General features: G+C 61.0%; 22 protein-coding genes. 2 read left to right on the top strand and 20 right to left on the bottom strand.

Annotated features, from left to right (window positions below):
• Positions 1 to 66: 66 nt before the first annotated feature.
• The 15 genes from RCCGE510_RS13590 to RCCGE510_RS13520 form a co-directional block, all read right to left on the bottom strand.
• The gene (locus RCCGE510_RS13590) at positions 67 to 930 is read right to left on the bottom strand and encodes a GGDEF domain-containing protein (protein ID WP_007630729.1); all 864 of its coding nucleotides are present in this window, start codon (positions 928 to 930) and stop codon (positions 67 to 69) included.
• A gap of 330 nt (positions 931 to 1,260) precedes the next feature.
• Complete coding sequence (locus RCCGE510_RS13585; RefSeq protein WP_007630728.1) at positions 1,261 to 1,932, bottom strand: TIGR02117 family protein; 672 nt, start codon at positions 1,930 to 1,932, stop codon at positions 1,261 to 1,263.
• A 33-nt stretch (positions 1,933 to 1,965) separates the two neighbouring features.
• Positions 1,966 to 3,678, bottom strand: coding sequence for an urease subunit alpha (gene ureC, locus RCCGE510_RS13580; RefSeq protein ID WP_007630727.1), 1,713 nt, complete (start codon positions 3,676 to 3,678; stop codon positions 1,966 to 1,968).
• A 3-nt stretch (positions 3,679 to 3,681) separates the two neighbouring features.
• Positions 3,682 to 4,305, bottom strand: a complete 624-nt coding sequence (locus RCCGE510_RS13575) for a hypothetical protein (RefSeq protein WP_007630726.1) — start codon at positions 4,303 to 4,305, stop codon at positions 3,682 to 3,684.
• Positions 4,306 to 4,321: 16 nt separating this feature from the next.
• Positions 4,322 to 4,729 (bottom strand): lysozyme inhibitor LprI family protein, encoded by a 408-nt coding sequence (locus RCCGE510_RS13570; RefSeq protein WP_007630724.1) that lies wholly within the window; start codon positions 4,727 to 4,729, stop codon positions 4,322 to 4,324.
• A 12-nt stretch (positions 4,730 to 4,741) separates the two neighbouring features.
• The gene (locus tag RCCGE510_RS13565; RefSeq protein ID WP_007630721.1) at positions 4,742 to 5,047 is read right to left on the bottom strand and encodes an urease subunit beta; all 306 of its coding nucleotides are present in this window, start codon (positions 5,045 to 5,047) and stop codon (positions 4,742 to 4,744) included.
• Positions 5,048 to 5,057: 10 nt separating this feature from the next.
• Positions 5,058 to 5,309 carry a DUF1272 domain-containing protein gene (locus tag RCCGE510_RS13560; protein WP_007630720.1) on the bottom strand — a complete coding sequence of 84 codons (252 nt, stop codon included), beginning with the start codon at positions 5,307 to 5,309 and terminating at the stop codon, positions 5,058 to 5,060.
• A 10-nt stretch (positions 5,310 to 5,319) separates the two neighbouring features.
• Complete coding sequence (locus tag RCCGE510_RS13555; protein WP_007630719.1) at positions 5,320 to 5,622, bottom strand: urease subunit gamma; 303 nt, start codon at positions 5,620 to 5,622, stop codon at positions 5,320 to 5,322.
• Between the two features lie 82 nt (positions 5,623 to 5,704).
• Positions 5,705 to 6,526, bottom strand: coding sequence for an urease accessory protein UreD (locus RCCGE510_RS13550; protein ID WP_007630718.1), 822 nt, complete (start codon positions 6,524 to 6,526; stop codon positions 5,705 to 5,707).
• A gap of 149 nt (positions 6,527 to 6,675) precedes the next feature.
• A complete protein-coding gene (gene urtE / locus RCCGE510_RS13545; RefSeq protein ID WP_007630717.1) occupies positions 6,676 to 7,371 on the bottom strand; it encodes an urea ABC transporter ATP-binding subunit UrtE in 696 nt (231 codons plus the stop codon).
• 186 nt (positions 7,372 to 7,557) lie between these two features.
• Positions 7,558 to 8,313 (bottom strand): urea ABC transporter ATP-binding protein UrtD, encoded by a 756-nt coding sequence (gene urtD / locus RCCGE510_RS13540; protein ID WP_007630716.1) that lies wholly within the window; start codon positions 8,311 to 8,313, stop codon positions 7,558 to 7,560.
• A gap of 5 nt (positions 8,314 to 8,318) precedes the next feature.
• Entirely contained in the window at positions 8,319 to 9,479 is a 1,161-nt protein-coding gene (urtC, locus tag RCCGE510_RS13535) for an urea ABC transporter permease subunit UrtC (protein WP_007630715.1), read from the bottom strand.
• Positions 9,476 to 11,128: an urea ABC transporter permease subunit UrtB gene (gene urtB / locus RCCGE510_RS13530; protein WP_007630714.1), complete on the bottom strand. Its 1,653-nt coding sequence runs from the start codon at positions 11,126 to 11,128 to the stop codon at positions 9,476 to 9,478. Before urtB ends, urtC begins: the two co-directional genes overlap by 4 nt.
• Positions 11,129 to 11,243: 115 nt before the next feature.
• Positions 11,244 to 12,536: an urea ABC transporter substrate-binding protein gene (gene urtA / locus RCCGE510_RS13525; RefSeq protein WP_007630713.1), complete on the bottom strand. Its 1,293-nt coding sequence runs from the start codon at positions 12,534 to 12,536 to the stop codon at positions 11,244 to 11,246.
• A gap of 187 nt (positions 12,537 to 12,723) precedes the next feature.
• Entirely contained in the window at positions 12,724 to 14,628 is a 1,905-nt protein-coding gene (locus tag RCCGE510_RS13520; protein ID WP_007630712.1) for a phosphatase PAP2 family protein, read from the bottom strand.
• Between the two features lie 177 nt (positions 14,629 to 14,805).
• Here RCCGE510_RS13520 and RCCGE510_RS13515 point away from each other — a divergent pair, with 177 nt between their 5' ends.
• Both RCCGE510_RS13515 and RCCGE510_RS13510 read left to right on the top strand, forming a co-directional pair.
• Positions 14,806 to 18,192 carry an ATP-binding protein gene (locus RCCGE510_RS13515; protein ID WP_007630711.1) on the top strand — a complete coding sequence of 1,129 codons (3,387 nt, stop codon included), beginning with the start codon at positions 14,806 to 14,808 and terminating at the stop codon, positions 18,190 to 18,192.
• Positions 18,185 to 19,102 (top strand): response regulator transcription factor, encoded by a 918-nt coding sequence (locus RCCGE510_RS13510; RefSeq protein WP_007630709.1) that lies wholly within the window; start codon positions 18,185 to 18,187, stop codon positions 19,100 to 19,102. The genes RCCGE510_RS13515 and RCCGE510_RS13510 overlap by 8 nt, the downstream gene beginning before the upstream one ends.
• Positions 19,103 to 19,234: 132 nt before the next feature.
• On the opposite strand, the gene RCCGE510_RS13505 is transcribed toward RCCGE510_RS13510, so the two are convergent.
• From RCCGE510_RS13505 to livM, 5 genes are all read right to left on the bottom strand, one after another.
• The gene (locus RCCGE510_RS13505; RefSeq protein ID WP_007630707.1) at positions 19,235 to 20,356 is read right to left on the bottom strand and encodes a branched-chain amino acid ABC transporter substrate-binding protein; all 1,122 of its coding nucleotides are present in this window, start codon (positions 20,354 to 20,356) and stop codon (positions 19,235 to 19,237) included.
• Between the two features lie 120 nt (positions 20,357 to 20,476).
• Positions 20,477 to 20,830 (bottom strand): DUF6867 family protein, encoded by a 354-nt coding sequence (locus tag RCCGE510_RS13500; protein ID WP_007630706.1) that lies wholly within the window; start codon positions 20,828 to 20,830, stop codon positions 20,477 to 20,479.
• A 19-nt stretch (positions 20,831 to 20,849) separates the two neighbouring features.
• Positions 20,850 to 21,593: an ABC transporter ATP-binding protein gene (locus RCCGE510_RS13495; RefSeq protein ID WP_192815307.1), complete on the bottom strand. Its 744-nt coding sequence runs from the start codon at positions 21,591 to 21,593 to the stop codon at positions 20,850 to 20,852.
• Positions 21,583 to 22,467 carry an ABC transporter ATP-binding protein gene (locus RCCGE510_RS13490; protein WP_007630704.1) on the bottom strand — a complete coding sequence of 295 codons (885 nt, stop codon included), beginning with the start codon at positions 22,465 to 22,467 and terminating at the stop codon, positions 21,583 to 21,585. Before RCCGE510_RS13490 ends, RCCGE510_RS13495 begins: the two co-directional genes overlap by 11 nt.
• A complete protein-coding gene (gene livM, locus RCCGE510_RS13485) occupies positions 22,467 to 23,858 on the bottom strand; it encodes a high-affinity branched-chain amino acid ABC transporter permease LivM (RefSeq protein WP_007630703.1) in 1,392 nt (463 codons plus the stop codon). Before livM ends, RCCGE510_RS13490 begins: the two co-directional genes overlap by 1 nt.

The raw sequence follows: 23,858 nt of genomic DNA, 5'->3' as shown, positions 1-23,858 counted from the left end.
CGACGACCATGCAAAATAGCCGTTTCCGATGCAAGCACCAATGGCCTTTGTGCGCGCGTCGGGCTTTTATATTCCGTAAGCCTGCATCACGTTGTCGCTCTCAGTTTCCCTGCCCTTGGCATCAGGGCCATTGTCGACGAGCCCGTGCCAGGCATGATGCAAGCCTTCCCGCTCGTGTACGACGCGATTGCGCCCGAGCGCCTTGGCGAGATAGAGCGCCCGGTCAGCCGAAGCGTAGACCGCCTGTTTGTTGCGCCCGGCGGCGAGATCGGCGACACCGCCGGAAACGGTGACGCGGATATCGTGCCCCTCGGCCGCGATAGCGCCGCTTGCGATCCGGGCCCGGACACCTTCGATGCGTTCCATCCGCGCCTCCAGCGGCTCGCCGGAGACAATGACGCCGAACTCCTCCCCACCCAACCGTGCGACGACGGACATCTCATCGAAGGCGGATATGAGCATAGCCGAGACCGCGGTGATGACGGCATCGCCGCAGGCATGGCCGAAGCGATCGTTGATCGCCTTGAAGCGGTCGACATCGAAAACGACAAGCGAGGCGTCGCCCTCCGTGTTTTCAAGCGCCTCCGTGAAAGCCCGCCGGTTCAATAATCCGGAAAGCGTGTCCGTTCGGCTGAGTTTTTCGAACTCCGACCGCGACAGCGTCAGCTCATGCAGGGCAAAACCGGCGGCCAGCGACAGCATGCCGGAAACCGTCCCGCCGATGAGCCAGGAAAAAATAGCTACGAAGCCGATCGCGTGCGCGAGTGTCATCGGTAGCAGTCCGAAAAAGCCGAGCGGCGGTATCGTCAGCGAAATGACAACGCCGGAGAGAAGGACTGCAAGAAAGCTCATCTTCAACGCAAAGAGATAGACATTTCTGCGATGTTGAAAACTGCCGAAATCGGCCTGCAGCGACATCCAGTTTCTCATGAGAATCGACCTTCTTGCCCGGCGTTTCAAGACATTGATAAGAGTCGAATTGCTGCGGGTGTCTTAACCGACTCGTTAAAATTCGAACGGTTTCGGACGATTCGGTGGACAGATTTTTTCTAGCAGGAGATGCAGCCTTCCAATCCCTGAATCGGACAGTGCGCGGAGACCATTAGATGATTGATTTAAAACAGCTTTTCTAGGTCTGGAAATAGGGCTGTTTCAGAATGATCTATCCGGTGAGAATACCGGTTTCTTCAGCGATTTTTACAACCTGATGGAGAGTTCCGTTCACAATTCATTTCAAGAGCGGAACGGTCCGCCGTTGACTCAATTGTAGACAGCGACAGACAATCGCAATGATTGCGGAAACGGATTCCACAGGCCGGTCCGAAGCCCCGCCGAGCGCAGCGCGGCAGCCGTCCAGGTGTTGCAGCCGAAGAGGGCGTTGAAATATCCCTTGGCCTCGAAGAACCGGTCGATTTCGCCGTAACCTGCATCCGGGATCGGCACCACCGAGCCCGCGTCGCGAACGAAGCTGTCTGAGATAAAATTGCGCAGACCCGCCAATTGATCGTCACCGATATCGAATGCCGCAACGCTTGCCTGCGGCTCGCTGATGTGACCGGCAAGGTCCACGTGCAGCACCGAACGGTCGATCGTCAGCGCCCGCAACACCGGCAACGGCTTCAACTCCGCCCAGGTCGGGGTTTCCAGATAGAAGGCGCGACCGCCCCAGCCGACAATGAGCCATTCCGCATCCGGATGGCCGAGCGGAAAACCGGTATCGGCGAGAAAGGAAAAGGCAGCCCGCGTCTCCTCGTCGAGCGGAATGGCAATATCGGTGTGGATCGGTCCCGACAGCAGCAGAATCCGATGCGTCGCCGCCGCAGACGACGCCTTGACCGGGGCAATCAGCGGCCGGGGAATAAAGGTTCCGCAAGCCACCAAAAGCACAAGCAGGAATGCGATCCGTAAAAACCAGCGGATTCCTGTTCTCATCGGAACCGTCCGGGACGCATGGAGCGAGCCGGCCTAAAACAGGAAATAGCGCTGCGCCATCGGCAGCACTGTCGCCGGCTCGCAAGTCAGCAATTCGCCGTTTGCCCTGACCTCATAGGTCTCCGGATCGACCTCGATCTCGGGTGTCAGGTCGTTATGGATCATCGATGCCTTGGAGATGCCGCCGCGCGTATTCTTCACCGCGACCAGTTGCTTGGCAACGCCGAGCCGGCCCTTCAGACCGGCATCGAGCGAGGCCTGGCTGACGAAGGTGACGGAGGAATTGGTCAGGCTCTTGCCATAGGAGGCAAACATCGGCCGGTAGTGCACCGGCTGCGGCGTCGGGATCGATGCATTCGGATCGCCCATCGGCGCGGCGGCGATCGATCCGCCGAGCAGCACCATGTCGGGCTTCACGCCGAAGAAGGCCGGATTCCAGAGTACGAGGTCGGCACGCTTGCCGACTTCGACCGAGCCGATCTCATGGCTGAGGCCATGGGCAATCGCCGGGTTGATCGTATATTTGGCGATATAACGGCGAACACGGAAATTGTCGTTGTCGCCCTTTTCCTCCTTCAGCCTGCCGCGCTGCCGCTTCATCTTGTCAGCCGTCTGCCAAGTTCGGATCGCCACCTCGCCGACGCGACCCATGGCCTGGCTGTCAGACGAGATGATCGAGAAGGCGCCGATATCGTGCAGAATATCCTCGGCGGCGATCGTCTCCTTGCGGATGCGGCTTTCTGCAAAGGCGATATCCTCGGGGATCGACGACGACAGGTGATGGCAGACCATCAGCATGTCGAGATGCTCGGCGATCGTGTTGACCGTATAGGGCCGGGTCGGATTGGTAGACGACGGAATGACGTTCGGCTGACCGCAGATCTTGATGATGTCAGGCGCGTGCCCGCCACCCGCCCCTTCCGTGTGGAAAGCATGGATGGTACGGCCCTTGATGGCGCCGATCGTATCTTCGACAAAGCCGCTTTCGTTCAGCGTATCGGTGTGGATCATCACCTGCACGTCATATTCGTCGGCGACCGACAGGCAGCAATCGATGGCGCCTGGCGTCGTGCCCCAATCTTCGTGCAGCTTCAGCGAGGTGGCGCCGGCCAGCACCATCTCGGTCAGCGCCCCCGGCAGCGAGGCATTGCCCTTGCCGGCAAAGGCAAGGTTCATCGGGAAGGCGTCGGCCGCTTCGATCATGCGCGCGAGATGCCAGGGACCAGGCGTGCAGGTAGTGGCAAGCGTGCCGTGCGCCGGCCCCGTGCCGCCGCCGAGCATGCAGGTCATGCCTGACATCAGCGCTTCCTCGATCTGCTGTGGCGCGATGAAGTGGATATGGCTGTCCATGCCGCCAGCAGTGACGATCTTGCCTTCAGCGGCGATCGCCTCCGTGCCCGGACCGACGATGATATTGACGCCAGGCTGCATATCGGGATTGCCCGCCTTGCCGATCGCAACGATGCGCCCGTCTTTAAGCCCGATATCGGCCTTGTAGATGCCGGAGTGATCGACAATCACGGCGTTGGTGATGACGGTATCGACCGCACCATCCGCCCGCGTCACCTGGCTCTGGCCCATGCCGTCACGAATGACCTTGCCCCCGCCGAACTTCACCTCCTCGCCATAGGTGGTGAAATCCTTCTCGATCTCGATGAAGAGTTCCGTATCCGCAAGGCGCACCTTGTCGCCGGTGGTCGGTCCGAACATGCCGGCATAGGCGGCGCGCGAGATCTTGTAGGGCATCCATCAGGCTCCGTGGGAGGAAGAGATAAGCGTTTCCCCGCTAAGCCGCTTGAGGCGGCCCGCGGTAATATAGGCATCGACAAGCTGCCTTTCGGCGGCAAACGGGTGCCATTCCCAGCCGACATGACCGAACCCGGCAAGCGTCACCTCGGCATCGGCATAGCTGTTCAGCAACGCGGCAATGACGATCATGCCGCTGCTCGGCACGACATAGGGCGCCGGAGCAAAGGCCGAGAGCGAGGCATCGACGGCTTCGTGGACCGATTTGCCGATGACGACGTGCGCCTTGCCGGTGTCGGCGCAGAAGGCGGTGAACTCGTCCGTATAGTCGTCGCAGAAATCATCGAGTTCCGGATGCGAGACGGCAAGCGGCGCTCGCATCGCCACAAATTTTTCCGGATCGCGCACGCTCCAGATTTCCGATGCCGAGACGACACCGGCATGCGCACGCCACTCTTTTGAACCGAGCATCGCCTTTGCCGGCCTGCCGGTATTGCAGACGGCAACGGCGTCGGTGCGGCTGCCGCCCGCGCCATAGGAGCGGCAATCGTTGAAACGGATAACGAAATCGGCGGCATCGATGACACCAGCCATTCCCTCTCCGACATCCCCATTGCCGACGATCATGATCTTCCTGATCACCTTAATTGCCCATCGTGTCTTCGAGCTCTTTCAGCTCTTTCGTGCGTTTGTCCGTCACCTCGGCCAGGCATCCGGCGACCAGCATCGGCTCCATCGTGCCGCCGCGGGCCTGAAAGCCGACAGCATCGCATTCGGCGTCACGATAATCGATCCAGGCACGCTGCGCTTTGACCAGCGCCTGTTCCGCACCCTTCATGTCGCCATCCAGGTCCTTGTCGATCGCCACCATGGCGGCGCGCGTCTTCTTGTATTGCGCATTCAGCGCCTTGTCGGCAGTCTCGTGACGCGCCGCCTCGCACGAGGTCATGTCCGATTGCGTCTTCGGATTCTGGCAATCGATGTCCTGGGCAAAGGCGCTACCAGCCGCCACCAGCATCGCCGCCCCGATGAGGCAAATGTTCAAGCGCATCCGCCTCTCCCGTTAAAGCTTGCCCATTACCAACTGACGGAAGCCATAGACTTCGCGCTTGCCGGAAAGCGGGATGAGCGTAACCGAACGCGTCTGCCCCGGCTCGAAGCGGACGGCCGTTCCCGCCGGAATATCGAGTCGCGTACCGTGCGCTGCCGCGCGATCGAACGACAGCCCGGCATTGGTCTCGGCGAAATGATAGTGGCTGCCGACCTGCACCGGCCGGTCGCCCGTATTGGAAACATCCAGCGTTACCGTCGACGCGCCGGCGTTCAGTTCGATGTCGCCGCTTGCGGCAATGATCTCGCCCGGAATCATCTCGTCCTCCTTAAGCCGCCTTGGGCGCGCAGCCCTCGGCCTTCAGCACACGTTCTGTCGACGCCGGATTTTTGACGAGCATCGCCGCCGGCCGAATAGGCCTGACAACAAGATTGCCGCCGCAATTCGGGCAGGCACCCTTCAGCACGTCGTCGACGCAATCGGCGCAGAAGGTGCATTCGTAGGTACAGATCCGTGCCTGCGCGCTCTCCGGCGGCAAATCCTTGTCGCAGCATTCGCAATTGGGCCTGAGTTCGAGCATCCCTGTCTCCTTACCGAATCGGTTCGTGCACGGTGACGAGCTTGGTTCCATCCGGGAACGTCGCCTCTACCTGCACGTCATGGATCATCTCGGCAATGCCCTCCATCACCTGGCCGCGGCCGATCACATGGGCGCCGGCCTCCATCAGTTCGGCGACAGGACGGCCGTCGCGGGCACCTTCGACGACGAAATCGCTGATCAGCGCGATCGCCTCGGGATAGTTCAGCTTGACGCCGCGCTCCAGCCGCCGCCGCGCCACCATCGCCGCCATCGATATCAGCAGCTTGTCTTTTTCTCTCGGAGTGAGGTTCATTGCTTGTCCATTTGCTTGACCGAAGCATGCCGCCGAAAAGTGTGACGCCGTTTTCGGAGACGATCATGCTTCATGCTTGAGTTCATAGATTCCAGACTTTCGGCACAGGCGCACCGTTGCGCAAGGCGGAAATGACTGGGATCAGGATTTTTCTGAGTGAGAAACCGTCGGCTGCCGCAATGCGGACGACGAGCTTGCCCTCCCAGGCGCTCGCGCCGCCCATCGATCCTTCGATGAGCGGCCGCACCCTGCCGAGATAGGCTTCCGAAAGGGGCCCGGTATAAAGCAGCGTCGCAAAGGCCACCTGTCCTCCGAGCACCGCCTGCCGCGCCGCCAGCGCCGATACACCTTCGGAAAGTCTGAGCTCTTCGGCGTGAATCAGTTGACCCGAGCGTCGGATGCGCCAGCGGTCGCGAAACAGCCCGGTTTCCACCGTCTCGCCCATCGCCTTGCGGCCGAGCAGCACGGCTTCCACGGCCAGAAATTCAGCGCTCTCGTCAAGATCGACCTCGAGCCGGCGGAAAAGCGCTGCCCTATCGAACAGGATCGTTTCCTGCGGCAGCCAGTCGACCCGGGCTTGGGCTCCGACCTTGATGCTGGTCGTCACCTCGGCCGTGCCCGCCGATGCCTTGTAAATCTTTTCGCAGGCCTGGGTGGTGACGTCGATGCGCGTGCCCGGACCGGCCACGACGCTCCAGTCCATCCGGTCCCCACCCGTCAGCCCACCTGCTGTGTTGATGATGACGGCTTCCATCGAGGCATCGAATGTATCGGGCAGACGGATCTTTGCCGCGCCCTCCTGATAGAGATCACGGAGACGCGTGCGGCCGTCAAACAGCTTTGCCGCCAGATGCCCGCGTCCCTCCGCTCTTTGCGGTCTCGTCCCCGCCGCCGCAATCATCATACCGTCCCTTTCGGTCGCGCCACCGGTTTCATTCAATCGCGCCGACAACGGAAAGCAAGCAATTCCCATGCCCTCCAGGGATACCCGCAGCGGACCTGGAAGATTTCAAAGGCGCAATCTCACCCGGTGAAAAATGCGGCATTTGCCGATCAGACAGTCAGATGGCGACGAGCCTCCGGCGTATCCAGCGTTTCGGCAAGGCCTTCATGCACGATCTCGCCCCGATCCATGATGTAGACGTAATCGGCAAGCTCACGGCAGAAGTCGAGATATTGCTCGACGAGCAGGATCGCCATGCCGGTGGAATCGCGCAGGTAACGGATTGCCCGGCCGATATCCTTGATGATCGACGGCTGAATGCCCTCGGTCGGCTCGTCGAGGACGAGAATCCGAGGCCGCGTCACCATGGCGCGTCCGATCGCCAGTTGCTGCTGCTGGCCACCGGAAAGATCGCCGCCGCGACGCGATAACATCGACTTCAGCACCGGGAAGAGACTGAAGATGTCGTCGGGAATATTCCGGTCGCGGCGGCCAAGCGGCGCAAAGCCGGTTTCGAGATTTTCCTTGACTGTCAGCAGCGGGAAGATCTCGCGCCCCTGCGGCACATAGCCGATACCTTGCTTGGCGCGGGCAAAGGGCGGCAGACCGTTAAGCCGGGTATCATTGAAGGTAACGGTGCCGGCCGACAGCGGATGCTGGCCGGTCACGGCGCGCAGAAGCGAACTCTTCCCCACGCCGTTCCGCCCCAGCACGCAGGTAATCTTGCCCATCTCCGCCTTGATGGACATGCCACGCAGCGCCTGGGCGGCGCCATAGTGCAGGTTTGCGTTTTCGACTGTCAGCATCGGTTTCCCTTTACATTCAAACTGCTGTCGGAGCAGGCCGCTGCCCCTCATCCGGCTGCCGCCACCTTCTCCCCGCTTGCGGGGAGAAGGGAATATGCCGCGACCTGTCCGTCCCTCGTCCACCTCTCGCATGGCACGTCCCCTCGCCCCGTTTTTAGGGTGAGGGGCATCCGGCAAACACGACGCTCACCGCCCCAAATAATTCTCGATCACCTTTGGATCGGAGCTCACAAACTCGATCGATCCTTCCGCCAGCACCGAACCTTCGGCAAGGCACGTCACCTTGACGCCGAGGTCGCGGATAAAACCCATATCGTGTTCGACGACGACGACCGAGCGGGTCCTGGCGATATCCTTGAGCAGGATCGCCGTTTCCGCCGTCTCCGCATCCGTCATCCCGGCCACCGGCTCGTCGACAAGCAGGAGCTTGGGTTCCTGCGCCAGCAGCATGCCGATCTCCAGCCATTGCTTTTGCCCGTGCGACAGGTTGGCGGCGAATTCGTCGTGGCGATGCGTCAGCCGCACCGTTTCGAGGATCTCCTCGATGCGTGACTTGTCTTCACCCGAAAGCCGGTAGAACAGCGTCGAGAACACACCGCGGCGCCGGTTCAACGCCAGCTCCAGATTGTCCCAGACCGTATGGCTTTCGAAGACGGTCGGCTTCTGGAACTTGCGGCCGATGCCGAGCTGGGCGATGTCGGCCTCGTCCTTCCTGGTGAGGTCGATCGTGCCGTTGAAGAATACCTCCCCCTCGTCGGGCCTGGTCTTGCCGGTGATGATATCCATCATCGTGGTCTTGCCGGCGCCGTTCGGGCCGATGATGGCGCGAAGCTCGCCGGGCTCGATGACGATCGACAACGAATTCAACGCCTTGAAGCCGTCGAAGGAAACCGAGACGCCGTTGAGATAAAGCACGCTGTTGGGTTTGACGTCGGGGATCATGGCGCTCACTCCGCTGCCTGGATTTTCGGCTCGATGCCGTCTTCCTGAGCCGCCGGGGCAGCATGGGAAACGGGTTTCCGTTTGCCGAGATATTGCGCGATCGTGCCGACGACGCCCTTCGGCAGAAACAGCGTGACGGCGACGAAGAGGCCACCCAGCGCAAACAGCCAGAACTCAGGGAAGAGGCCGGTGAAGATCGTCTTGCCGCCATTGACGAGGATCGCGCCGATGATCGGCCCGATCAGCGTCGCCCGTCCGCCAACCGCAGTCCAGATGACCACTTCGATCGAGTTGGCGGGAGCGAATTCGCCGGGATTGATGATGCCGACCTGCGGCACGTAGAGCGCGCCGGCAATGCCCGCCATCATCGCCGAGACGACGAAAGTGAAGAGCTTGAAGTGTTCGACGCGGTAACCGAGGAAGCGCGTACGACTTTCGGCATCGCGCACGCCGACCAGCACCTTGCCGAACTTCGAGCGCACGATCGCCGAGGCAAGCAGCAGCGACAGCGCCAGCAAGACCGCAGTTGCCGCAAAGAGAGTTGCACGCGTGCCGTCAGCCTGGACGTTGAAGCCGACAATATCCTTGAAATCGGTAAGCCCGTTATTGCCGCCGAAGCCCATGTCGTTGCGGAAAAAGGCCAGCAGCAGCGCATAGGTCATCGCCTGGGTGATGATCGAGAGATAGACGCCGTTGACGCGTGAGCGGAAGGCGAACCAACCGAAGACAAAGGCGAGCAGGCCGGGCACGACGAGCACCATCAGCGCCGCAAACCAGAAGTGGTTGAAGCCGTACCAGAACCAGGGCAGATCCTTCCAGTTCAGGAACACCATGAAATCGGGCAGGATTGGATCGCCGTAACTGCCGCGAGTTCCGATCTGGCGCATCAGATACATGCCCATCGCATAACCGCCGAGCGCGAAGAAGGCACCGTGGCCAAGCGAGAGAATGCCGCAGAAGCCCCAGACGAGATCGAGCGCCAGCGCCAGCAGCGCATAGGTCAGATATTTGCCGAAAAGAGACATGACATAGGTCGGCACATGCAGCGGATGGGTCGGCCCTGTCATCAGGTTCAGCACCGGCACGAGGACGGCGACCAGCAGCAGCAAGGCGATGGCAATAACGATCTTGCGATCGAGTGATCGGAGAAGGAAGGCCGTTATCATGCTTCCACCGCCCTTCCTTTGAGTGCGAAGAGCCCGCGGGGACGCTTCTGAATGAAAAGAATGATGAGGACGAGCACCAGGATCTTGCCGAGCACGGCGCCAGCAAAGGGCTCGAGGAACTTGTTGACGACGCCGAGCGACAGCGCGCCGACCAGCGTGCCCCAGAGATTGCCGACACCGCCGAAGACGACCACCATGAAGCTGTCGATGATGTAGGATTGGCCGAGGTTCGGCGAGACATTGTCGATCTGGCTGAGCGCCACGCCGGCAATACCGGCAATGCCCGAACCGAGCGCGAAGGTGAAGGCGTCGACCCAGCCGGTGCGGATGCCCATCGACGATGCCATGCGGCGGTTCTGCGTGACGGCGCGCATCTGCAGGCCGAAGGCTGACCGCTTGAGCAGCAGCAGCAGCGTCACGAAGACGACCATCGAAAAGACGATGATCCACAGCCGGTTCCAGGTGATGGAGAGCCCGCCGAGATCGAAGACGCCGGACATCCAGGTCGGATTGCGGACCTCGCGGTTGGTCGGGCCGAAGATGCTGCGCACGGCCTGCTGCAGGATCAGCGACACGCCCCAGGTGGCGAGCAGCGTTTCGAGCGGCCGGCCGTAGAGATAGCGGATGACGGCGCGCTCGATCACCAGACCGACGAAGCCGGTAAAGACGAAGGCGGCCGGCACGGCAAAGGCAAGCGAATAGTCCGCCACGCCGGGAAAGGTCGAGGTAATGTATTCCTGCACCACATAGGTGGTATAGGCGCCGATCATCACCATTTCGCCATGCGCCATGTTGATGACGCCCATGACGCCGAAGGTGATGGCAAGGCCGATGGCGGCAAGCAGCAGCACCGAGCCGAGAGACAATCCGTACCAGATGTTCTGAACGATATCCCACAGCGCCAGGCTGCGATTGATGGAACTGATATCTGCCTGGATCGCCGGCTTCAGATCGTCCGGCGCGGTTTCGAGTGTGGTCGTGAGGATGGTCAGTGCATCGCGATTGCCGCGAGCAGCGATCGTATCGATCGCAGCCTTCTTGTCCTCGACGCTCGCATCCGTCTTCAGCAGCAGCACCGCGCGCGCCGCTTCCATCGTATTCTTGATGTCGGCGTCTTTTTCAACAGCAAGCGCCGCAGTCAGCAGGTCGAGATTGGCGGGATCGGCGTCTTTCAGTAGACCTTGTGCCGCCGCGAGCCGCGCGGAACGATCCGGGCTCATCAGCGTGAGCTGGCTGGTGGCCGCGCTGATGACGCCGCGAAGTGCATTGTTGATCTTGACCTTGGTCATCAGATCAGGATCGACATCGGCAGCGGCTTCGCCGGTGATCGGATCGGAATAGGTCGGTTCGTCATCGGTGCCGCCCTGGAGGAGCACCGGGCCGCCGTCCGAATTGACGTAGAGAAGGCCGTCGCTCAGCTGCTGCAGGATCTGGCTGACATGGGTGTCCTTGGAAGCGACCAACGCTTTGATCGCCGCCTCGCGTTCCGGAAAGTCGCCGACGCCGAGCGCGTCGATAAGCACGTGGATATCGTCCTCTGCCCGAGCTTCGCTCGATGTTGCCAGGCCCGGAAATGCGAGGCCAGAAAATGTAAGGCCCGAAAATGTCAGGCTGAGCGTGATGAGGAAAATCTTTATGGCGCGATACATCGGCTTTCTCGCCCTTGATAGTGTTGGCCTCGCGGCGCAATCGCTGGGACGGAGCTTCCGCCCGGGATCAAACCCGGACGGAAGTCTTCAGGCAATCATCTGACCGGGGTCGTATTCACGAACCCTTGCCGCCGCACTTGCCGGTGGCAACATTGAAGTTTCCGCAGGACATCGGCTTACGCCAATCGGAGATCAGGTCCTTGGAATCAGGCAGGTAATCGGACCATTCGTCGCCAACGACGGCGGGCGTCTGCTGGACGATTTCGAACTGGCCATTGGCCTGGATTTCACCGATCAGCACGGGCTTGGTGATGTGGTGGTTCGGCATGACAGTCGCATAACCGCCGGAGAGGTTTGGAACGCTGACGCCGATGATGGAGTCGAGAACCTTGTCGGTATCGGTCGTGCCGGCAGCCTGGACGGCCTTAACCCATGCGTTGAAGCCGATATACGCAGCTTCCATCGGGTCGTTCGTCACGCGCTTGTCGTTCTTGGTGTAAGCGTGCCAGTCCTTGATGAACTTCTTGTTGGCCGGGCTTTCCACAGACTCGAAATAGTTCCAGGCAGCGAGATGGCCGACGAGCGGCTTGGTGTCGAGACCGGCAAGTTCTTCTTCGCCGACCGAGAAGGCGACGACGGGAATGTCGGTTGCCTTGATGCCCTTGTTGCCCAGTTCCTTGTAGAACGGAACGTTGGCATCGCCATTGATCGTCGAGACGACGGCGGTCTTCTTGCCGGCCGAACCGAATTCCTTGATCTTGGAAACTTCGGTCTGCCAGTCGGAGAAGCCGAACGGCGTGTAGTTGGTTAGGATGTCTTCTTTCGGAATACCCTTCGAAATCAGGTATGCCTCGAGAATCTTGTTGGTCGTGCGCGGATAGACGTAGTCGGTACCTTCAAGAACGAAGCGCTTGACGCCTTCTTTTTCCATCAGGTAATCGACAGCCGGAATTGCCTGCTGGTTCGGAGCAGCGCCGGTGTAGAAGATGTTGCGCGAGGATTCTTCGCCTTCATACTGCACGGGGTAGAAGAGCAGCGAATTCAGCTCTTCGAAAACCGGCAGAACGGACTTGCGCGACGAGGACGTCCAGCAACCGAAGACGGCGGCAACCTTGTCCTTCTGGATCAGCTCGCGGGCCTTTTCGGCAAACAGCGGCCAGTCGGAAGCCGGATCGACGACGACGGCCTCGAGCTTCTTGCCGAGAAGGCCGCCCTTTTTGTTCTGCTCGTCGATGAGCATCAACATGGCGTCTTTCAGCGTGGTTTCGGAAATCGCCATCGTGCCGGAAAGCGAATGCAATACGCCGACTTTAATCGTGTCCTCGGCGGCAACCGCGCCGTGGAAAGCGGCCGATGCCGCCATGACGGCACCGAGCGCAGCGCCGGTGATCGTGGATCTGAGATTCATCTGGTTGAGCCCCTCTTCTTGTTCCGCAACAGGCCGGAAACGGAATTTAACTGTTGCCGAGGGGACTATCGGGTGCTGCATCGCAAAAACACATACGCAAAATGACGTAGACGCAGGGGCAAAGCGGCACATCGAAGAAAGCGGCATCCCCCGCGCGGGAGATGCCCTGTCGGTTTTATGGGAATAATTATCCGTCGATCGTCAAGATGACGGCTGTCGGGCCGTAAGAGAGGCTCGCCCTGTGGCCGGAGACCGTGACCTTGCCGAAGGTGCCGGACAAGGCACTCGTTTTCAGGATCTCGATCTTCGTTCCGGGTGTGGGGGTAAAGCCATCGGTAAGCGTCACATCGAGATCGCCAGCGAGCGCCGCCTTGCCCTCGACAACAAGCGTGCCGGCGCCGTTCGCGCCGAGCGCCAGCTTTACCGTCGCATGGGCGAGCTGCTGATAGTCTCCGCCGACGGCTAAAGGCTTGTCTGCCGCCACGACGAGCGAACCGCCACCGACCGTCAGAGCGCCGGCACCGAAGGCCGAGGGCGATCCGGCCACCAGCGCGCCGTCTTCGAGCACGGTGCCGCCAGCATAGCTGTTGGCGCCCGACAGCCCGAGAATGCCGCTGCCGCGCTTTACCAGCCTGCCGTTGCCGGTGATGTCGTTGCGCCAGGTATCGATTGAATTGAAGCCGCCCTTTGCCGCGTCCATCGTCACGGTGACATCCTGCTCGAAGGCACCGTAACCATCGGCGGCGGCAAACAGGTTGAGGCGGCCGTAACCTTCCGCGTCGTCGATGAGTGGATAACCCGAGGCGATCTCCGTCGTCTTCAGCACGTCGCGGCGCTGCTCGCCGTCGAGATAGGGCAGACGCGTTTCGAGAAGCGCTTCGGCGCCCTGCGGCACGCGAGCCGGCTGATTGGTCGCATGGATCGTCGGCATTCCGTAGCTCAGGCGCTGCAGCACGTAAGCGCGATTGGCGTCGTGATTGGCAAAACGGTCTGCGGCGATCGGCGCCGCATGCGCGGCGACTTCGAGCGCACCCGCATCGGCAACGCCTGATTTGGCGGCGAGCCATGACTGCGCTTGGGCGTAAGCATCGCTCATCAGCGCTGAGTTGTCGGTTTTGTTCAGATTGTAAACGACCGTCGCCGTGCCGAGCATACGGCCACCCATCACGTCGAGAGGGGAATGCATGCCGGCAAGGATACGGTCCTCGCCCAATTCGCTGGCGCGCGTGATCATTTCCTGAAAGCGCTGCGGCACGAGATAGGCCATCGCAAGCGCATCCCGCCAGGCTTCCGCCGTATGTCCGCTGGGGAACCCACCGTCCTCTATCGGTTTGCCGCTCTTGGCGGGCACCAGAGTCGGGACGACCGACACATCCTGGCTCCAGCGATAGGGACGGCCATATTTGAAATAGCGCTTGGCAGGCTCCGTCGAGCCGTCATCGCTTGCGGCGTTGATGAAATCGATGGCAAGGCCCATGTCCGGATTGGCATCGGTCTTGTTTTCCGTATCCGGTTTGCTGCCGGCGCCGCGATTGTTGCCCTTGTCGTCATATTTGACTGTCGTCGCATCGGCCGCCACTTTGGTGATCGTGGTGGTCTGCTTCGAGCCGGCCTTCCAGGCATTCGTCAGCGGACCGAGGCCGTCGACGATGCTGGCATTCTTGCCGCGGCGGTCGTCGAGATAGGCGGCCACCGCCTGATCGGCCGTCCGCGCCCGCGTCGCATTGACGACATAGGCGATGTTGGCGTCATGGACGGCCTGGTTAACGATGTAGCCGTCGGTCTTGCTGGCGGGAATGCCATCCCAATCCGTCTTGGCGACCGCCGGGCAATTGTCCTTGGCCGGGGCTTCAACACCCGCATCGACGAATGGTGTGCGCGGGGTCCAGATTTCGAGGAAGCCTGAGAGGAGGTGAACCGCGGCGTTCGTGTCCACCGTCGAGAAGCAGGCGTCACCACGCTTGTTGGTGTTTCCGGCTTCCGCATAGGGCGCTTTCGCCGCCGTCGCCTGCTCGGCGCTGGCAAAGGATGGCACGATGGAAATAAGGCAGACGAGGGCGGCGCTCAGGCGGCAAAGGCTTAAAGCAGACATGGGATACCCGAAATGGTTGAACGAACGCGGGGAGAGTTAGTGCGCTTTCGTGACAGATCAATTTCAAAAACATTGCCATTCAGTGAACCACCCGGCGTTCGCCTCTTGCCTTTCCGCTCCATCCCGCCAAAACTCGCTGGAAGACGGTGAGCCCAACCGGAATGAAGAAAGGAAGACATGGCAGCGCGCCAACGCATCATTCCGGTAAGACGCGAATACAATCGCTGGGTCGCCAACCAGACGCTGGAAGATTATGCGTTGCGCTTCACCGCAAAGAGCGCCCGCCATTTCTCTTCGCAACGCATCTCGCAGACGGCAATCGGCGCGATCTCCTTCCTGGCGCTCGAGGCGATCGGCGGCGCGATCACCCTTTCCTACGGCACCACCAACGCCTTTTATGCCATTGTCGTCGCAAGCATCGCCATGCTGGCGATCGGCCTGCCGATCAGCCGCTACGCCATCCGCCACGGCGTCGACATCGATCTTCTGACGCGCGGCGCCGGCTTCGGCTATATCGGCTCGACCATCACCTCGCTGATCTATGCGAGCTTCACCTTCATGCTGTTTGCGATCGAAGCTTCGATCATGTCCGGCGCGCTGGAGCTCACCCTCGGCATCCCGCTCTGGATCGGCTACATCCTCAGCGCCGTCATGGTGATCCCGCTGGTGACGCATGGCGTGCGGCTGATCAGCAAGTTCCAGCTGATGACCCAGCCCTTCTGGATCGTGCTGAATATCCTGCCCTTCATCTTCATCGCCTTTTTGGACTGGGAAAAGTTCGATCTTTGGCGCGCCTTTGCCGGCATCCGCCATGCCTCCGGCCCGCCCGGCACCATCGCGGATTTCGATCTGGTGGAGTTCGGCGCTGCCTCTGCCGTCATCCTGGCGCTGATGTCGCAGATCGGCGAACAGGCCGACTTCCTGCGTTTCTTGCCGCCGGACCCGCAGCGCAAGTGGCGCCATCGCCTGGCTGTTTTTCTCGCCGGACCCGGCTGGGTCATTATCGGCGCGCCAAAACTGCTTGCCGGCTCCTTCCTCGTCGTGCTGACCTTTGCCTCGGGCGTGCCGCTTGATCGTGCCGCGGACCCGGCGCAGATGTATCTCACCGCTTTCGGCTACATGGTCCCCTGGCACAATGCTGCGCTGCTGTTGATGGCCGCCTTCGTCGTCATCTCGCAGCTGAAGATCAACGTGATGAATGCCTATGCCGGCTCGCTCGCCTGGTCGAATTTCTTCTCGCGACTGACCCACAGCCATCCTGGCCGTGTCATCTGGCTGGTCTTCAACGTCGCGATCGCGCTGCTTTTGATGGAGCTTGGCATCTACCGGCTGCTGGAGGAGACGCTCGGCATCTTCTCGATCATCGCCATGGCCTGGCTCTGCACGATCTCCGCCGATCTTTTCATCAACAAGCCGCTTGGCCTCGCTCCACCCGGCATCGAGTTCAAGCGTGCCCATCTCTATGATATCAACCCGGTCGGCCTCGGCGCCATGACGCTGTCGGCGACGGTATCGCTGATTGCCCATTTCGGTGCCTTCGGAGCGATCGCCGCCTCGCTCGCTCCCTATATCACCCTCGTCATTGCGCTGATCGCCTCGCCGGTGCTCGCCTGGGCGACGAAAGGCAAGTTTTACCTCGCCCGCAAGCCGCGCCACAGCTGGAAGAACCTGACGAACATTACCTGCTCGGTCTGCGAACACCCGTTCGAGCCGGAGGATATGGCCTGGTGCCCGGCCTATGCTGCGCCGATCTGCTCGCTCTGCTGCTCGCTCGACAGCCGCTGCCATGACATGTGCAAGCCGGCCGCCCGTTTCAACGCGCAGGTCGGCACCGTCGCCAAGGTACTGCTGCCTGACGCCATTCTGGGGAAGCTAACGACGCGCCTCGGCCGCTACGGCATCGCCGTCGTGCTCGCCTTGACCGCCATCGGCGCAATCCTGGCGATGATCGCCCATCAGGTCGCCGCCGCCTCGCCCGCGACGGCCGAGGTCGTCAACCGCACTATCCTCATCGTCTTTTTTGTCTTCGCGGTGATATCTGGCGTCGTTTGCTGGTTCTATGTGCTCGCCCATGACAGCCGCGTCGTCGCCGAGGAGGAATCCTCGCGCCAGAACACGCTGCTGCTCAAGGAGATCGCCGCCCACAAGAAGACCGACACCGCCTTGCAGAACGCCAAGGAGACGGCCGAGGCAGCCAACCGCGCCAAGAGCCGTTATGTCGTGGGCTTGAGCCACGAACTGCGCACGCCACTCAACGCCGTGCTCGGCTATGCCCAGATCCTTGAGCGCGACGAGACCATCCCGGCGCCACGCCAATCCTCGATCAAGGTCATCCGCCGCAGCGCCGAACACCTTTCCGGACTGATCGACGGCCTGCTCGATATTTCAAAGATCGAGGCCGGCCGCCTGCAGGTCTATTCCAATGAGATCAACATCCAGGATTTCCTCGACCAGATCGTCGATATGTTCCGCCCACAGGCGCAGGCAAAGGGGCTCGTCTTCATCCACGATCGTTCGCCGGCCTTGCCGCAATTCGTCCGTACCGACGAAAAGCGGCTGCGTCAGATTCTCGTCAACCTGCTCTCCAATGCCATCAAGTTCACCGACGAAGGCACCGTCACCTTCGATGTCGGCTATCGCAGCCAGGTGGCGACCTTCACCGTTGCCGATACCGGCCGCGGCATCACCGAGAAAGATCTGCCCCGCATCTACGAACCCTTCCAGCGCGGCGAGGCCGAAAGCGTGCGGCCGATGCCGGGCCTCGGCCTCGGCCTGACCATCACCCGGCTTCTGACCAACACGCTCGGCGGCGAGATTTCGGTTTCGAGCGTCAGGGACGAGGGCTCGACCTTCCGCGTCCGGCTGATGCTGTCGGCCGTCATGCGCGCCGTGGCGCCCGCGCCGCAGGAGAAGCGCATCGCCGATTACGACGGCCCGCGCCGCACGCTCGTTATCGTCGACGATAACGAAGACCATCGCGAGATGATGCGCGAAATCCTGGCACCCCTCAATTTCATCGTGCTGACGGCGGCGGGCGGCACCGAATGCCTGACGCTGATCGAGGGCATCAAGCCAGACCTCTTCCTCGTCGATATCCTGATGCCCGGTATGAACGGCTGGCAGCTCGTCTCGCGTCTGCGCGAGGCTGGTCAGACAGCGCCGGTGCTGATGCTTTCCGCCAATATCGGTGATGCCGCCGTTCTCAGCGACAGTGACGACAGCCACAATGATGCGATCGGCAAGCCAGTCGACATTCGCCAGCTCCGCGACAAGCTCGCTTTGCATCTCGGGCTGAAATGGGTCTATGCCGACGCCGCACCCGCAGTTCCTGTTAAGACCCAAGCGCCGATGCTGAGCCCAGGTGCTGCCCATGTGCAGGAATTGCTGCGGCTCGGTGAGATCGGCTATATCAGGGGTATCGAAGCCAAGCTTTCGGACCTTGCCAAAGTGGAGGCAAATCAGCCATTCACCGAGAAACTCTACGCCTATGTCGCCGCCTTCGATCTCGCCGGCTTCATGACCTTCCTGCACGACTTCGACGAAAAGGTGGAATCCATTGGCTGAGCCGGCCCTCCCCCGCGACATCGTTCTGCTCGTCGACGACTCGCCCGAAGCGCTCGGCTTCCTGACCGACGCGCTCGAACAATCCGGCTTTTCCGTGCTGATCGCCACGTCAGGCACCGCGGCACTTGGCATCGTCGAGCGCATCACCCCCGATCTCATCTTGCTCGACGCCGTCATGCCCGCCATGGATGGCTTCGAAACCTGCCGCCGGCTGAAGGCAAATGCCGCGGTGGCGCAGGTGCCCGTTATCTTCATGACCGGCCTGACCGAGACCGAACATGTCGTGCACGCGCTGGAATCCGGCGGCGTCGACTATCTCAGCAAGCCGATCAATATCGACGAGCTACGAGCCCGCATTGGTGTCCATCTGCGCAATGCTCGCTCGGCCCAAAGCGCCCGCGTCGCACTCGACGCAGCCGGCCGCCATTTGCTGGCCGTCAAAGGCGATGGCGCCATCCATTGGTCGACGCCGCAAGCAACACGGCTCGTCAACGCCGCCATGGGCAGCGACGACGGCATGGAAATCGTCGTCAGCCATATCGCCACCTGGATGCGCGACCGCGCAGCCGCGGTTCGAGACGGCATTATCTCGATCGCCCATGCCGGCCAGGCGGCGCTGCAGCTCGCCTTCCTCGGCGCAATCGGGCCTGACGAATATCTCTTCCGCCTGACCGCCGCCAACCAGCGGCGCGACGATGAGGCACTGCGCCAGCGCTTCTCGCTCACCCAGCGCGAATCCGAAGTTCTACTCTGGATCGCCAAAGGCAAGGCCAACCGCGATATCGGCGAAATATTGGGGCTGTCGGCGCGCACGGTGAACAAGCACCTCGAACAGATCTACGTGAAGCTCGGCGTCGAGAACCGGGCTTCGGCCGCCGTGAAGGCGACGCACGTGCTGCACGAGATGTAAGTGATATCGGGCGGAAACCGTCGGCAGCAGATAGGCGGCGCCGCGGAGGACGGAATTTGAAACCTCGGTAATGCAAAAGAAGCCCGGTCGGAACCGGGCTTCAATCTCATCTGTCAAAAAGGCAAGCTAAGCTTACTTGTCCTGCGGGACGTAGGTGTACTTGCCGTCCGCGCCCTTCTTCCATTCGTACATAATGTAACCAGGGATCTTCGGGTCGCCCTTTGCATCGAACGAAATGTCGCCGAGAACCGTCGGGAACGGGCCCTTTTCCTTCATGGCCGTAGCAACGGCCTCAGGATCCACCGAACCGGCAGCCTTGGCGGCACCGACGATCGCCTGCATCGCAGCGTAGGAATAGAGCGTGTAGGCTTCCGGGTTGAAACCGGCGGCCTTGAACTTTTCGACGAGTTCCTTGTTGGCCGGGTTCAGCGTCGGATCGGGACCGAACGTGTTCAAGGTACCGGCGACAGCGTCGCCAGCGATCGAGGCCAGTTCGTTCGAAACGATACCGTCGCCCGAAACCAGCGTTGCCTTCAGGCCCTGATCGGCGGCCTGACGGATGATGAGACCGGCTTCGGTGTGCAGGCCGCCCCAATAGATGATCGAGACGCCGGCTTCCTTCATCTTGGCGATGAGGGCCGAGAAGTCCTTGTCGCCGACATTGATGCCTTCGTACATGACTTCCGTCAGACCGGCGGCATTCATCGCCTTCTTGGTTTCGTCGGCAAGACCCTGACCGTAGGGGGTCTTGTCGTGAACGACGGCGATCTTGGCGTCCTTGAAGTGATCGGCAAGATACTTGCCGGCGATGGCGCCCTGCTGGTCGTCACGGCCGCAGGTGCGGAACGTGTTCCAGAGGCCCCGTTCCGTAAACTTCGGGTTCGTAGCGGCCGGGGTGATTTCGAGGATGCCGTTTTCGGCATAGACTTCCGAAGCCGGGATCGAAACGCCAGAGTTGAAGTGGCCGATGACGAACTTGACACCGTCGGCAACGAATTTGTTGGCAACCGAGATGCCCTGCTTCGGGTCGGAGACGTCGTCGCCGAGCTCGAGCTTGATCTGCTCGCCGTTGATGCCGCCAGCGGCATTGATGTCGGCGGCCGCCTGCTCGGCGCCCTTCTGGAGCTGAGCGCCGAACGCGGCGTTCGGGCCAGTCAGCGGACCAGCGACAGCGATGAGGACGTCGGCCCATGCGTTGCCGCTGAAGGCGACCATCGCCGTCAGAGCCACTGCCGACAGAAGAGACTTCTTCATATTGTTACTCCCAATTTTTGGGCGGGTTCCGGTCCAAGGCCCAGCGCACTACCCACCATTGACTGCGCTAGGAAAGCTGTTCCGCTCTGAAGGCGATTCATGCCTAGTTTCAACGGACTGTCAATGTTTGTCCTTCCACGAAAACGCGGAAGTTTTTTCATACAGCCAGTAATAGTTGTTGACCATCTGATTGGTGCGGCGAAAGCGGAAGCCGGCGGTCGAGAAGACCAGCAGCGTTACGAAATCGATGCAGTAGTAGAGAGTGCTGAGCATCGGCCCATCGAATAGTGCGTGGTGCAGGAACTGCATCGCCCAGGCGAGCAGGAAGGTGTAGACGACGGCCAGCGGATAGTCGTTCCAGCCTTCGGCCACCGCCTTGCCGGCCCGCCAGGCCGTCCAGAAGCCGATCAGCACGACGATCGCGCGGATGATCAAGCGGGCGCCGGTATCGCTTTCGAAGAAAAGTCCCTGCATATCAAACTCTCCGTTCGAGCTAGTGTCTTCCGCCTTCGAGATAAGCGGCACGGACTTCAGGATTGGCGAGCAGCTCCTTGCCGGAGCCGCTCATCGTTACCTTGCCGTTCACCATCACGTAAGCGCGGTGCGAAAGCCTGAGGGCGGCAAATGCGTTTTGTTCGACAAGAAACACCGTCAACCCTTCCTGTTCATTAAGCTTCCGAATCGCCTCGAAGATGCCCTTGACGATTAGCGGCGCAAGACCAAGCGAGGGTTCGTCGAGAAGCAGCAGCTTCGGGCGCGCCATCAGCGCGCGGCCGATCGACAGCATCTGCTGCTCGCCGCCCGAAAGCGTGCCGCCGCGCTGGGCGTGGCGTTCCTTGAGGCGAGGGAAGAGCGTGAAGATCTTCTCGACGTCCTCTGCGAAGTATTTGAGTTTATCCAGGCCCGCGCCCATCTGAAGGTTTTCGAGAACGGTCATGCGCGGGAAGATGCGGCGGCCTTCCGGCGACTGCGCGATGCGCAGGCGAGCGATTTCGTGGGTCGGCATGCGGGTGATGTCACGGCCTTCGAAGACGACTGAGCCGGTGCGGGCCTGCGGGCTGCCGCAGATCGTCATCATCAGCGTCGACTTGCCGGCGCCGTTGGCGCCGATCAGGCTAACGATCTCGCCCTTTTTGACCTGGACATCGATGCCGGCCAGCGCACGAATATTGCCATAATAGGTTTCGACGCCATTCACCTGAAGGAGCGGTTGACCCGTCATTACTTCATCGCCCATCAGTTGCGCCTCCTTCGAGCTGCTCGACGGTTGCGATCACCTCTTCCACTTCTTCATCCTCGACACCGAGATAGGCCGCGATGACCTTCGGATCGTTCTTCACGTGATCCGGCGTGCCATCGGAAATCTTCTGGCCGTATTCGAGGACGACGACGTGGTCGGAGATTTCCATGACCACGGACATGTCATGCTCGATGAGCAGGATAGATGTTCCGGTTTCAGCGCGGATGCTCTGCAGCAGCGCATTGAGGGTTGCCGATTCCCGCGGGTTCAGGCCGGCGGCCGGTTCGTCTAGGCAAAGCAGCTCGGGGCCGGTGCACATGGCACGGGCGATCTCGAGACGCCGCTGGGCGCCGTAGGGCAGATCGCCTGCCGGATCGTCGGCGCGGTCGATTAGATCGGCCTTCTCCAGCCAATGCCGCGCAAGCTCGATTGATGCGGCCGCCTCCCGTTTGTAGGGACCGATGCCGATGAGGCCGAGGATCGTATAACCGGACGCCTTCATCAGCTTGTTGTGCTGGGCGACGAGCAGGTTTTCGAGAACCGTCAGGCCGGAGAACAGCCGGATGTTCTGAAAGGTGCGCGCCACCTTGGCTTCCTTAGTGATGAGAAAGTCCGGCAGACGCTCCAGCAGGTACTGCTTGCCGCTCTTCTGGTTGAGCGTGATCATCCCCATCGTCGGCTTGTAGAAGCCGGTGATGCAGTTGAAGACGGTGGTCTTGCCGGCACCGTTCGGCCCGATCAGCGCGGTGATATCGCCGCGCTTGGCTTCGAATGAGAAGTCGTTGATGGCCATCAGGCCGCCGAACTTCATCGACAGGTGTTCGACCTTGAGAAGCGTATCGCTGGACATGGTGTTGGTGACGGGGCTCATCAACCATGGCCCTCCTTGATGAAGCTTCCGGATATTGCCTTGCGCGCCTTGAGGAAGGCGGTCGGTTCACGCGAACCGACGAAACCACGCGGCTTGAACAGCATGACCACGACCATGGCGAGGCCGAAGATCAGCATTCGATACAATTCTGGCGTGAAAGTCGGCCCGAAGATCACTTTCAGGAAGTCCATTTCGCGCAGCAATTCGGTACCGCCGACCATGACGATTGCGGCGACCGCAATGCCGGTCAGAGAACCCATGCCGCCGAGCACGACGATGGCGAGAATAACGGCCGATTCCAAGAAGACGAAGGATTCCGGCGAAACGAAGCCCTGACGGGCAGCAAAGAAGGAGCCGGCGAAACCGGCAAACATCGCTCCCGTCGCAAAGGCCGTGAGTTTGGTCGTCACCGTATTGATGCCGAGCGAACGGCAGGCGATCTCGTCTTCGCGCAACGCTTCCCAGGCGCGCCCGATCGGCATGCGGCGCAGCCGGATGGTTACGTAGGCGGTCAGCATGCAGAGCGCCAGGATAAGGTAAAAAAGGAAGATCTTGTAGTAAGCCGAGGACATCGGCAGGTGAAAAAGCTTGGCGAAGCCGCCGGCCGTCGCATCGAAGGGAATGCCGAAGAGCGTCACCTTGGGAATGCTCGAGATACCGAAAGTCCCCTTGGTGACATCCGTCCAGTTGATGATGACGAGGCGGATGATTTCGCCGAAGGCGAGCGTCACGATGGCGAGGTAGTCGCCGCGCAGGCGCAGCACCGGGAAGCCGAGGATGACGCCCCAGAGTGCGGCGAAAATGCCGGAAAGCGGCAGCAGCACCCAGAAGGACAGGCCGAAATGGCTCGAAAGCAGCGCATAAGAATAGGCGCCGACCGCGTAGAAGGCGACATAGCCGAGATCGAGAAGACCGGCGAGGCCGACGACGATGTTCAGCCCCCAGGCAAGCATTACATAGATCAGGATCTGGATGCCGAAATTGTCGACATATGTCAGCGAGCCCTGAGGCCCTTTGATCGCCACCACCACCATGGGATAAAGCAGCAGCGCGATCAGCGCGATCTTGAGGAAATGCCGGTGGAAAAAGCTCTTCTCGGTTGAGATGGCGAGTTCACCCTGTCTCGCCTTTGCCAGCTTGCGGCTGTCAAGATGCGGCCGCAGGAAAACCACCGTGGCGAAGCGGCCGATCGCGGCGACAGCGACGAAGATCGCAAGCAGCCCCCAGCGCTGGACGATGATCAACTCGTTGTTGATGTTCTGGTCGGTCTTGAGGCCGACATACAAAACGAACATGCCGAACGACAGGATGGCGGCGAAAAGAGCTTCGGTAAGGCCTTTACGGACAAGTCCTGCATCGGGCTTGCCTGCTGAATTATCAATGTTTGCCAT

This window comes from Rhizobium sp. CCGE 510 (genome assembly GCF_000292525.1).
Taxonomy (GTDB): domain Bacteria; phylum Pseudomonadota; class Alphaproteobacteria; order Rhizobiales; family Rhizobiaceae; genus Rhizobium.
The sequence above is the reverse complement of the archived record's forward strand: the minus strand, read 5'-3'. Positions and strand labels throughout refer to the sequence as shown.

Bases quoted from the DNA above. Each gene is read 5' to 3' on its own strand.
- RCCGE510_RS13590 (WP_007630729.1), bottom strand. From the start codon at position 930: ATGAGAAACTGGATGTCGCTGCAGGCCGATTTCGGCAGTTTTCAACAT.
- RCCGE510_RS13585 (WP_007630728.1), bottom strand. From the start codon at position 1,932: ATGAGAACAGGAATCCGCTGGTTTTTACGGATCGCATTCCTGCTTGTG.
- ureC (WP_007630727.1), bottom strand. From the start codon at position 3,678: ATGCCCTACAAGATCTCGCGCGCCGCCTATGCCGGCATGTTCGGACCG.
- RCCGE510_RS13575 (WP_007630726.1), bottom strand. From the start codon at position 4,305: ATGATCGTCGGCAATGGGGATGTCGGAGAGGGAATGGCTGGTGTCATC.
- RCCGE510_RS13570 (WP_007630724.1), bottom strand. From the start codon at position 4,729: ATGCGCTTGAACATTTGCCTCATCGGGGCGGCGATGCTGGTGGCGGCT.
- RCCGE510_RS13565 (WP_007630721.1), bottom strand. From the start codon at position 5,047: ATGATTCCGGGCGAGATCATTGCCGCAAGCGGCGACATCGAACTGAAC.
- RCCGE510_RS13560 (WP_007630720.1), bottom strand. From the start codon at position 5,309: ATGCTCGAACTCAGGCCCAATTGCGAATGCTGCGACAAGGATTTGCCG.
- RCCGE510_RS13555 (WP_007630719.1), bottom strand. From the start codon at position 5,622: ATGAACCTCACTCCGAGAGAAAAAGACAAGCTGCTGATATCGATGGCG.
- RCCGE510_RS13550 (WP_007630718.1), bottom strand. From the start codon at position 6,526: ATGATGATTGCGGCGGCGGGGACGAGACCGCAAAGAGCGGAGGGACGC.
- urtE (WP_007630717.1), bottom strand. From the start codon at position 7,371: ATGCTGACAGTCGAAAACGCAAACCTGCACTATGGCGCCGCCCAGGCG.
- urtD (WP_007630716.1), bottom strand. From the start codon at position 8,313: ATGATCCCCGACGTCAAACCCAACAGCGTGCTTTATCTCAACGGCGTC.
- urtC (WP_007630715.1), bottom strand. From the start codon at position 9,479: ATGATAACGGCCTTCCTTCTCCGATCACTCGATCGCAAGATCGTTATT.
- urtB (WP_007630714.1), bottom strand. From the start codon at position 11,128: ATGTATCGCGCCATAAAGATTTTCCTCATCACGCTCAGCCTGACATTT.
- urtA (WP_007630713.1), bottom strand. From the start codon at position 12,536: ATGAATCTCAGATCCACGATCACCGGCGCTGCGCTCGGTGCCGTCATG.
- RCCGE510_RS13520 (WP_007630712.1), bottom strand. From the start codon at position 14,628: ATGTCTGCTTTAAGCCTTTGCCGCCTGAGCGCCGCCCTCGTCTGCCTT.
- RCCGE510_RS13515 (WP_007630711.1), top strand. From the start codon at position 14,806: ATGGCAGCGCGCCAACGCATCATTCCGGTAAGACGCGAATACAATCGC.
- RCCGE510_RS13505 (WP_007630707.1), bottom strand. From the start codon at position 20,356: ATGAAGAAGTCTCTTCTGTCGGCAGTGGCTCTGACGGCGATGGTCGCC.
- RCCGE510_RS13500 (WP_007630706.1), bottom strand. From the start codon at position 20,830: ATGCAGGGACTTTTCTTCGAAAGCGATACCGGCGCCCGCTTGATCATC.
- RCCGE510_RS13495 (WP_192815307.1), bottom strand. From the start codon at position 21,593: ATGGGCGATGAAGTAATGACGGGTCAACCGCTCCTTCAGGTGAATGGC.
- RCCGE510_RS13490 (WP_007630704.1), bottom strand. From the start codon at position 22,467: ATGAGCCCCGTCACCAACACCATGTCCAGCGATACGCTTCTCAAGGTC.
- livM (WP_007630703.1), bottom strand. From the start codon at position 23,858: ATGGCAAACATTGATAATTCAGCAGGCAAGCCCGATGCAGGACTTGTC.